Source organism: Limosilactobacillus reuteri, from assembly GCF_013694365.1.
GTDB classification, from domain to species: Bacteria; Bacillota; Bacilli; order Lactobacillales; family Lactobacillaceae; genus Limosilactobacillus; species Limosilactobacillus reuteri_E.
Map to the genome: position 1 here is coordinate 649597 of NZ_CP059275.1, position 9462 is coordinate 659058.

The following is a 9462-nucleotide window of genomic DNA, read 5'->3' on the forward strand; positions in this document are numbered from 1 at the left end:
ATTACAAGAAAAGCGGCGAAAAATTGGCATGATTTTTCAACACTTCAATTTACTAAATGAAACTTCAGTAATTGAAAATGTTCTTTTCGCTCTTAAACATACTGATTTAGACGATGACGCAAAAGAGAAGAAGGCACTTGAACTTTTAGACTTAGTTGGCTTAAAGGATAAAGCTGAATTCTACCCTGTTCAATTATCCGGTGGTGAACAACAACGAGTTTCCATTGCCCGGGCATTAGCTAACGATCCTGAAATTTTAATCTCTGACGAAGCTACTTCTGCCCTCGATCCCCAAAATACAAACCAGATTTTGGATCTTCTTAAACGGCTCAATGATAAATTGGATTTAACGATTGTCCTTATTACCCATGAAATGGACGCTGTTAAACGGGTAGCGAATAAGATTGCTGTCATGGAATATGGACAAATCATTGAGCGTGGTACCTTACAGAAAGTGTTCCTCCAACCACAACAAGACTTAACCCGGCAATTTGTGGGAGGATCCTTAGCCGCAGTCGATACCCTTAAAGCATTTGATCTTGGTCACCTTGATGATGATGAAGAGTTGCTGCAATTAGTCTACGATGCAAATAACGTGACTAAATCAATCATTATCGGGTTATATAAGAAGCTGCAAGTTGAAGCAAGTATGCTTTATGGAAACATTGAAGTCTTGGCTGGTTCACCAGTCGGTACCCTGTTTGTAGTTATCAAGGGCGATGCTGATAAGCGTCAACAAGCTATTGATTTCTTAAAAGAAAATGATGTTACTGTCACAAAGATTGATGATCGGAGGATTTGGAATGAATAAATGAATAATCTTATACCAAATGTAATTCAACTTGGCTGGGGTGGTGACAATGGTTGGGGTACTTCAATCGTCCAAACTATCTACATGACTTTCTGGCCTGCTATTTTCGGTGGAATTTTAGGATTAATCTTCGGAGTTGCGCTTGTGGTTACTGAGCCCGGTGGAATTTTAGAAAATCGAATTGTTTTTAGTATCGTTGATAAAGTCGTATCTGTTTTCCGGGCAATTCCATTTATCATTTTGTTGGCCTTCATTGCCCCCTTCACCCAATTGATTGTTGGAACACAGATTGGAACAACCGCCGCATTAGTGCCGCTTTCATTAGGTGTATTTGCTTTCTATGCTCGTCAAGTTCAAGTTGCGCTTGAAAGTGTTGACCACGGTAAAATTGAAGCTGCCCAAGCTATTGGGGCTACTAACTGGGATATCATTATTGACGTTTACCTCCGCGAAGCTCGTTCTGAACTTGTCCGTGTCTCCACCGTTACACTAATCAGTTTAGTTAGCCTTACTGCAATGGCTGGTGCAATTGGTGCTGGTGGTTTAGGTAATACCGCTATTTCATACGGTTACGACCGTTTTAACAACGACGTAACCCTTGTCGCCACGATTCTTGTTCTTTTATTTGTTTTAATCATTCAAGTAGTTGGCGATATTTTAGCCAAGAAGCTTAACCACCAAGATCGCTAAATGGAAGTCAGTGAAAAAGTCAAAGTACTGCAGGATTTAATAAAAATCCATTCTGTTAATGGAAATGAAGTTGAAGTAGCACGCTACTTACAAAAACTTTTAGCAAATCACGGAATCGATTCAAAAGTTGATGAATTTGGTGATCGCCGTGCAAACTTGATTGCGGAAATTGGGACTGGGGAAAGTAAAAAAATCCTTGGGCTCACTGGACACCAAGACACTGTGGCAGTACCTAATCCAGACCGCTGGCAACATGATCCCTTTGGCGGTGAAATTAGTGGTGATTATATTTTTGGTCGTGGAGCTGCTGACATGAAGAGCGGTCTGGCTGCCCAGGCTATTGTATTAATCGAATTAAAAGAAGCTGGGCAACTGCCATCAGGAACTGTTAGATTTATTGCTACCGCCGGAGAAGAACTTGGTACTCCTGGAGCTTATCGTTTACAAAAGCAAGGAGTTGCCGATGACCTTGACGCATTAGTAGTCGGCGAACCAACCGGTGGAAATGTTATTTTTGCTCACTCGGGGAGTATGAATTACCGCGTTACCAGTTATGGAAAATCTTGTCATAGTTCTCACCCGCAAAATGGTATTAATGCAATTGAAGGGCTGTTAAAGTTTATCGAAGAAGAAAAACACCTTTTTGATAACACCAAAGATGATCAATACCTTGGAAAAGTCCAACATAGTATTACAGTTATCGATGGTGGATCTCAAGTTAATACCATCCCCGACAGTGCTAGTTTGCAAGGAAATATCCGCCCTACGGCATCATTTAATAATGTTAAAGTCGCAGATCGATTAAATGATGCGCTTGAATATATTAACCACACAACTCCTTTCCAACTAGAGCTAAAAATTATTCAAGATTTTTATCCAATTGCGACAGAACCTAATAACGATTTTGTCCAAATTGCCCTCAATGCTGCCCAGCGAAACTATCCAAATGACATCAAGCTTGATATTATCAATGGTGCAACTGACGCAAGTGTATTTACATTAAATCGTCCCGACCTTCCAGTTGTAATTTTAGGATGTGACGATTGGAACGTTGCTCATCAAACTGATGAATATACAACTATTTCGAGTTACGTTGCTACAATTAAAGCTTATAAACAAATTATTCGTGACTTTTTTAAAGAGTAGGTGTTTACCATGATGTCATTATTAAGTAACGTAATCGCTGTTGTAAGTTTTTCCGCAATTTTAGTAGCTTCAATTATAAGTTTATTTGTGGGTGGTAAACACCAACACAGATTAAATTAAATGAAAGGCGAAAATACTTTATATCACAAACGGGCACGGGACATTTTAGGAAAACCATTCACCTTCATTGTTTCTCGTTACCTTGGCGTTAGTATTGCTATTGGGATAGTAACTGGTCTGGTGATCGGGGTTTTTCGCTGGATTATCGACCGGACCCTTACTTTACTGACAATTATTTATCCTTTTATGGGTAAACATCCTTGGCTATTAATTCCATATATATTAGGAACATTTATCGTTGCATGGTTAATCGGAAAAATCGTTAAGCCTTATGAAACAGATGTTGTTCGTTCTGGCGTTACCCAATTAAAAGCTGTTTTGTTAGGAAAGCATCGTATTCATTGGTGGCCAGTATTATAGATGGAGTATGGCGTTGCGGCCGGATTATCTGCGGCTTTTAGTGCACCTTTAGCAGGAACAATGTTTTTATTAGAAGAAATGATCCATAATTTTAATTCTCGAATTTGGATTCCTGCTTTAACTTCTTCAATCGTTTCTGCATTTATCACTTTTTTTATTCTTTGGTACTAATTGGCATACCGTTTTCAATTTGCAGCACTAAACCTAACTTGGTGGTACAGCAAAATCACATTTATTCCAAAAGAATTTCATAACATTATTCCACTATTATTAGTTATTCCTGTTGGATTATGGAACCCTTATATTCTTGGTGGTAGTCAAGATTTTATTAAATATGTCACTAATATGTCACTTTCAACGAATTGGAAAGCAATGGTCGCAATTTTATTAGTAACTGAAATGGTTGGTTCAGTTGAACAAATTTTGCCAATGACATTAATTACTTTAGTCGCCTATTATGTTAATCGTTTATTAGGTGGTCGCCCTTCACTTTATGATGCAATGTTAGAAGAAAATTGAGTGGTAGTAATTAAATTGGATCGTAATCAACGTTCAGTATACTTGCTGAATTACCATTTGGTAATGGTGGTTAAGTATCGTAGAAGAGTAATTAACGATGAAATATCTGAATATCTTAAACATCGTTTTGTGATTGTAGGTCAATCCTATGGAATTAATTTACAAAAATGGAATCATGATCAAGATCATGTACATGTTTTGTTTAGAGCAACTCCTCACACGGAGATGGCTAAATTCTTAAATGCTTACAAATCATCCAGCTCTAGAATAGTCAAAAAACAATTCCCAGAAATCAAGCAGTATCTTTGGAAATCCGCCTTTTGGACACAAAGCTATTGTTTAATTAGTACTGGTGGAGCACTGTTAGAAGTTGTAAAACGATATATTGAAAGTCAAGGGGAGAAAATAATGGTTCTAAAAGCCGTTAAAATGCGTATATATCCAAACTCTGCACAACGAGACCAACTTTGGCAAACCTTCGGTTGTGTTCGTTTTGTGTGGAATCAAATGCTTAATATGCAAATTGAACGGCGTAAAAATAATCCAGAGGCTAAATTTGTTAATGCCTTTGGTATGAACAATCTCTTGAAACAACTTAAAGTTGAATATCCTTGGCTTAAGCAAGCAGAATCAACTGCTTTGCAAAGTGCTAATCGCAATTTAGCCGATGCTTTTCAACGCTTTTTTAAAGGTCAAAATAAGTTCCCTCGGTTTAAATCAAGAAAATATTCGCAAAGCTACAATTCAAAGTACGTTAATGGCAACATTAGAATTCTAGATAGGCATCATATTAAGTTGCCAAAACTTGGTGTGGTGTATTTTAGAGCTGGACGTTTGCCGTTAGGCAAAATTAAGAACGTCACTGTTCGACTAAATGTTGCTGGTCAATATTACATTACCGTTTTAGTGGAGAGCGAAAACCAAACTCTCCCTAAAACAGGCAAATATATTGGTGGCGATTTAGGACTTAAGTCATTACTGAATCTCTCTGACGGCTATAAAGAACCGTTGAATCATTTTGAATCTAAATACAGCAAGAAGTTGCACCATTGGGAAAAACTACGCAGTCGACGTTACTTAATTGCTCAACAAGCTATCGCTTGGGATCATCACAATAAGGTGTTAAAGCCATGCCAACTCGATGATTTCAAAAACTACCAAAAGGCACGGATCATGGTAGCTAAATATCGGCAAAAGATTGCCAACCAACGGTTGGATCAGCTACAAAAATTCACTACTATATTAGTTAAAAAGTATGACATCATTGTGTTGGAAAGACTTAATACTAAGGGCATGATGAAGAATCACCATTTAGCTAGGGCGATCGCTAACGCTAGTTGGTCAAAATTAGTAGATATATTGCAATATAAGTGTGAATGGTATGGAAAAAAACTCATTCAGATCAATCCATCCTATACTAGTCAAATCTGTGCAAATTGTGGTGAAAGCAACCATCGGTTGGGACTAAGTAAGGCTGAATGGCTAGGAATTAGGGAATGGGACTGCCCAAATTGTGGCAAACATCTTGACCGCGACATTAATGCGGCTCAAGTCATTCTTCAAAAAGGTTTGGCGATTCAATAAATGGATAAAAATGAATTAAAGAAATTAACGCCAATGCAATATGCTGTGACTCAAATGGGGGTTACGGAAAAACCATATAGTGGTAAATATGATCGATTTGATGAACCGGGTATTTATGTTGACGTTGTTAGTGGGGAACCATTATTCTCATCATTAGATAAATACGATGCAGGATGTGGTTGGCCAGCATTTACTAAACCGATTAAGAAGCGTGTTCTTACAGAAAAGCGCGATCAATCATTTGGGATGGAACGAACCGAGGTAAGAAGTAAGGAAGCTGATTCGCATCTCGGGCATGTCTTTACTGATGGTCCAACTGATCGCGGAGGATTGCGCTACTGCATTAATTCAGCCGCTTTGCAGTTTATCCCAGTTGATAAATTGCAAGAAAAAGGCTATGGAGAATATCTAAGTTTGTTTGATAAATAGATGATTGAGTATTGGAATGAGAATTGGCCGATAATGCTTGGTGATGTCCAGCAACATGCAACGATGGTTCTTTCTTCATTAGCAATTGCCTTAGTGATTGCGGTTGTAATAATCTTATTATTCTTACGGCGTGAAAAATGGCTTAATAGTTTGATCTATTTCTTTTCACTCTTATATTCAATTCCAAGTTTTGCCTTTTTTGCCTTACTCTTACCGATTTCTGGATTAGGAATGAAGACTGCAATTATTGTTTTAACGATCTACTCTGAATATGTTTTATTACGTTCCTTTATTACGGGAATCCGTGGCGTTGATCCACAATTAATCGAAGTTGGTGTGGGGATGGGGATGACATCTCGACAGGTTTTTCGCCAAATTCAATTGCCGCTAGCATTACCGGCAATTTTTAGTGGAATCCAAGTGGCCCTAGCTTCGACAATGGCAATGGCAACTATTGCGGCAACGATTAATGCCGGTGGTCTGGGTCAATTATTGTTTGAAGGACTGCAGGGGCAACAGGTCGTGCCGATTTTGTGGGGAACAGTCTTAACAATGGCTTTGACATTAATTTGTGCAGGAATCGTTCAATTGATCTCGTGGATATTGTTGCATCGGTGGAAAGGAGTATTAAATAACTGAATGACAGAACCAATTATTCAATTTGAGCATGTTGAGAAGCGTTTTAACGATCAAACAGTGATTCCTGATCTCAATTTTACAGTCAACAAGGGCGAATTTATAACGATTCTTGGCTCATCTGGTTCGGGAAAAACTACTACCTTGAAAATGATTAATGGGTTGATAGCGCCAAGTGCTGGTGAAATCTTAGTTGATGGACAAAAGCTTCGAGAACTCGATCTAGTAAAATTGCGCCGGCACATGGGATATGTTGTCCAACAGATCGGGTTATTTCCTCATATGACGATTGGACAAAATATTGCAGTTGTGCCCAAAATGCTGCATTGGGATAAGGAAGAGATTAATAATCGTGTTAAAGAATTACTAAGTCTTGTTCAACTAAATCCCGCTGAATATATGAACCGCTATCCTCAACAATTATCTGGTGGGCAACAACAACGCGTAGGAGTGGCAAGAGCTTTAGCGACTAATCCACCGTATGTATTATTTGATGAACCCTTTGGCGCGCTGGATGCCTTAACAAGAATGGAATTGCAACGAGAAGTAAAAAAGATTCATGAATCGTTGGCAGAAAAGACTTTTATGTTTGTAACCCATGATATTAATGAAGCCTTATTTTTAGGTCAACGAGTGATGATTATGCATGAAGGACGCATCGTTCAATTTGCTACGCCAGAAGAAATTGTTCGCCATCCAGCAACGGAATTTGTTGAGCAGCTTTTAGGGACGATTCGCCAAAATCAAGATTTGTGGAGGCAACAATATGATTGATTGCTAGGGCAAATAATTCAGTATTTTCAAACAAATAGCGGCCAATATTGGCAATATGTTGGTCAGCATATAATTCTGACTGTTGTAACGCTAGTGATTTCAATGATCATTGCATTGCCATTAGGATATATTGGTTCGCGAATAAAACCAGTTGCTCAATTTTGTGTGATGTTTGCGCAATTGTTACGAATCATTCCTAGTTTGGCATTGCTGTTTCTATTAATTCCATTTATTGGAACGGGGGTTGTCCCTGCGTTAACTGCTTTAATTGTTTTAGCGCTTCCGCCGTTGCTAATCAATACAATTCTCGGTTTTAATGAAGTGAGTCCACTATATAAGGAAGTTGGGATAGCCCTAGGGATGGATCAGCGCCGATTACGTCGGCAAATAGAAATTCCCCTGGCGTTGCCCTATATTTTAAACGGAATAAAACTAGCATTGGTTGAGATCATTGCTAGTGCAACCTTAGCTACTTATATTGGTGCTGGTGGATTGGGGACCCTAATATTTACTGGCTTAGGCTTATACGATATGAGTTATGTAGTGATTGGCGCAGTAAGCGTTGCTATTTTATCCTTGTTGGCAATGATTAGCTTTGATTTTTTAATTAGAAAGGTACAAAAGCATGACAGAACCAATTATTCAATTTGAATGAGATTTAAGAAAATCGTTGCTCTTTCATTATTAAGCATTGCTGGCTTACTAGCAGGGACTATTACGCCGGCAGTAGCAAGTGCTGCCAGCAATAAACCAATTATTGTGGGTTCAAAAAATGTTTCAGAAAGTAAGACTGTCAGTGAAATTTACGCGCTTGCACTTGAGCATGAGGGTTATAAGGTTACTCGGAAACCCAACATTTCAAATAATGTGATTTTTAGTGCAACACAAAAAGGCGAAGTTGATGTTTATCCTGATTATACGGGCACAATTGTAGAGGCGTACCTTAAAAAGAAGGGGACCGGCAAGAGTGCTAGTCAAATGGCTAAATTAGCACACGATGGTATTCAAAAAGACGGCTTAACGACATTTAAATACGCCCCAGGTGATAATCGCCAAGGTGTTGCAATGCCAACTAAGGACGCAAAGAAGTACCACATTACCAATTTAAGTGAACTGCAAAAGAATGCAAAGAAGATTAACTTTGCTTCACAGGGTGAGTTCGAAAAACGTGCTGATGCCCTTCCGGAAATGAATAAGGTTTATGGTAAATTTGATTTTAAGTCAATTAAGGATTATGACGTAAATTTACTCTATAAGATTATGGAACAAGGGAAAGCACAAGCAGCTCCGGTTTCAACAACTGATGGTCAATTAGCAACTGGCAAGTTTACGTTACTAAAGGACAATAAGAATATTTGGCCACCATATAATTTAGTTCCAGTAGTAAATAAAAAAGCTGCCAAAAGTCATCCCAAAATGGAGCAAGCCTTAAATAAAGTTGATGCAAAGTTAACAACTAAGCAATTAACAGATCTAAACAAGAAAGTTAATGTCGACGGGCAAAATTATAAGACTGTTGCTAAAAATTGGTATAATCAAAATATAAAATAAATGAAAATTTCAACCCGTTTTAGTGATAGCATCCACATTCTTGCTTTCATTAATATTTATCAAGGAATTATTCCATTAACAAGTAATAATATTGCTAGCAGCATTGAAACTTCACCAGTTGTCGTCCGACGTTTGATGAGTGCGCTCAACAAAGCCGGATTAATCAATACCGTTCATGGTGCAGCAGATCCAGCACTTGCAAAATCTCCTGAAAACATCTCACTTTATGATGTTTTTCTTGCGATCGAAGGAGATGCTCATCTATTTACGATTGATGAACGAACAAATCCACAATGCATCGTTGGCGGGAATATTCAAGAGACGCTTGATGGCTTTTACCAGCAAGCAGAAACAGCAGCAAAAGCTAAACTTGCAAGAATTAGTTTACAGGATGTCATCGACACTATTCGCGTTAAGCAAGCACTAAAAGATGCTGAAAAAGAAAGAAGGAATTAAATGAAATATATGGTTACTGGGGCAACCGGGCACCTTGGTCAACACGTTGTTAAGCAATTAAGCAAGCTTATATCTCCAGATAATATCCGCGTTGGCGTTCACAATCCCGCAAAAGCTTCCCAATTCAAAGATGCCGGATACGAAATTGCGGCAATTGACTACTATGACGTCGCTAAGATGACAGCGGCCTTTAACGGAATTGATATTGTTATCTATATTCCAAGTATTACCTACTTAGTTAAGGATCGAATTGACGAATTCGAGAATTCACTAACTTCAATGTTTAAGGCAGATGTTCATAATTTAGTCGATGTTAGTTTTATTTCCGCCAAGATAGCGCTGAAGCCATCGCCAATGTAGTTGCGAGATAAGGGACAAAATTATCT

14 protein-coding genes and 1 pseudogene (1 of these 15 only partly in view) are annotated in these 9462 nt (G+C 38.4%); all 15 read left to right on the plus strand.

The genetic code is table 11. The annotated features are described in order from the left end of the window. Positions 1-811, plus strand: the 3' portion of a protein-coding gene (locus HHK02_RS03750; protein WP_003671341.1) for a methionine ABC transporter ATP-binding protein. 254 nt of this gene lie to the left of the window's left edge; the window shows 811 of its 1065 coding nt (coding positions 255-1065); the start codon falls outside the window, past its left edge; it ends in the stop codon at positions 809-811. Continuing rightward, the gene (locus tag HHK02_RS03755) at positions 812-1501 is read left to right on the plus strand and encodes a methionine ABC transporter permease (RefSeq protein WP_003665503.1); all 690 of its coding nucleotides are present in this window, start codon (positions 812-814) and stop codon (positions 1499-1501) included. Next, positions 1502-2647 (plus strand): ArgE/DapE family deacylase, encoded by a 1146-nt coding sequence (locus tag HHK02_RS03760; protein WP_085719501.1) that lies wholly within the window; start codon positions 1502-1504, stop codon positions 2645-2647. A 120-nt stretch (positions 2648-2767) separates the two neighbouring features. After that, the gene (locus HHK02_RS13080; RefSeq protein WP_225358425.1) at positions 2768-3127 is read left to right on the plus strand and encodes a voltage-gated chloride channel family protein; all 360 of its coding nucleotides are present in this window, start codon (positions 2768-2770) and stop codon (positions 3125-3127) included. A gap of 60 nt (positions 3128-3187) precedes the next feature. Beyond that, positions 3188-3298: a hypothetical protein gene (locus tag HHK02_RS13085; protein WP_231124914.1), complete on the plus strand. Its 111-nt coding sequence runs from the start codon at positions 3188-3190 to the stop codon at positions 3296-3298. Further along, complete coding sequence (locus HHK02_RS13090; protein ID WP_225364347.1) at positions 3299-3646, plus strand: voltage-gated chloride channel family protein; 348 nt, start codon at positions 3299-3301, stop codon at positions 3644-3646. A gap of 9 nt (positions 3647-3655) precedes the next feature. Next, a pseudogene (gene tnpA / locus HHK02_RS03770) lies at positions 3656-4051 on the plus strand (IS200/IS605 family transposase); the annotation flags it as partial. A 3-nt stretch (positions 4052-4054) separates the two neighbouring features. After that, positions 4055-5230, plus strand: a complete 1176-nt coding sequence (locus tag HHK02_RS03775) for an RNA-guided endonuclease TnpB family protein (protein ID WP_098035224.1) — start codon at positions 4055-4057, stop codon at positions 5228-5230. Further along, entirely contained in the window at positions 5231-5659 is a 429-nt protein-coding gene (gene msrB, locus HHK02_RS03780) for a peptide-methionine (R)-S-oxide reductase MsrB (RefSeq protein WP_003665495.1), read from the plus strand. After that, positions 5660-6298 (plus strand): ABC transporter permease, encoded by a 639-nt coding sequence (locus HHK02_RS03785; RefSeq protein ID WP_181462777.1) that lies wholly within the window; start codon positions 5660-5662, stop codon positions 6296-6298. It abuts the gene before it with no gap. Then, positions 6299-7069, plus strand: coding sequence for an ABC transporter ATP-binding protein (locus HHK02_RS03790; RefSeq protein ID WP_181462778.1), 771 nt, complete (start codon positions 6299-6301; stop codon positions 7067-7069). Beyond that, the gene (locus HHK02_RS03795) at positions 7070-7720 is read left to right on the plus strand and encodes an ABC transporter permease (protein WP_181462779.1); all 651 of its coding nucleotides are present in this window, start codon (positions 7070-7072) and stop codon (positions 7718-7720) included. Next, positions 7721-8620 carry a glycine betaine ABC transporter substrate-binding protein gene (locus HHK02_RS03800; protein ID WP_152715585.1) on the plus strand — a complete coding sequence of 300 codons (900 nt, stop codon included), beginning with the start codon at positions 7721-7723 and terminating at the stop codon, positions 8618-8620. Further along, on the plus strand, positions 8621-9076 hold the full coding sequence (locus tag HHK02_RS03805; RefSeq protein ID WP_085680138.1) for an Rrf2 family transcriptional regulator: 456 nt from the start codon (positions 8621-8623) through the stop codon (positions 9074-9076). Then, positions 9077-9436: an NAD(P)H-binding protein gene (locus HHK02_RS13095; protein WP_414601688.1), complete on the plus strand. Its 360-nt coding sequence runs from the start codon at positions 9077-9079 to the stop codon at positions 9434-9436. It begins immediately after the preceding gene. The last annotated feature ends 26 nt before the right edge of the window (positions 9437-9462 follow it).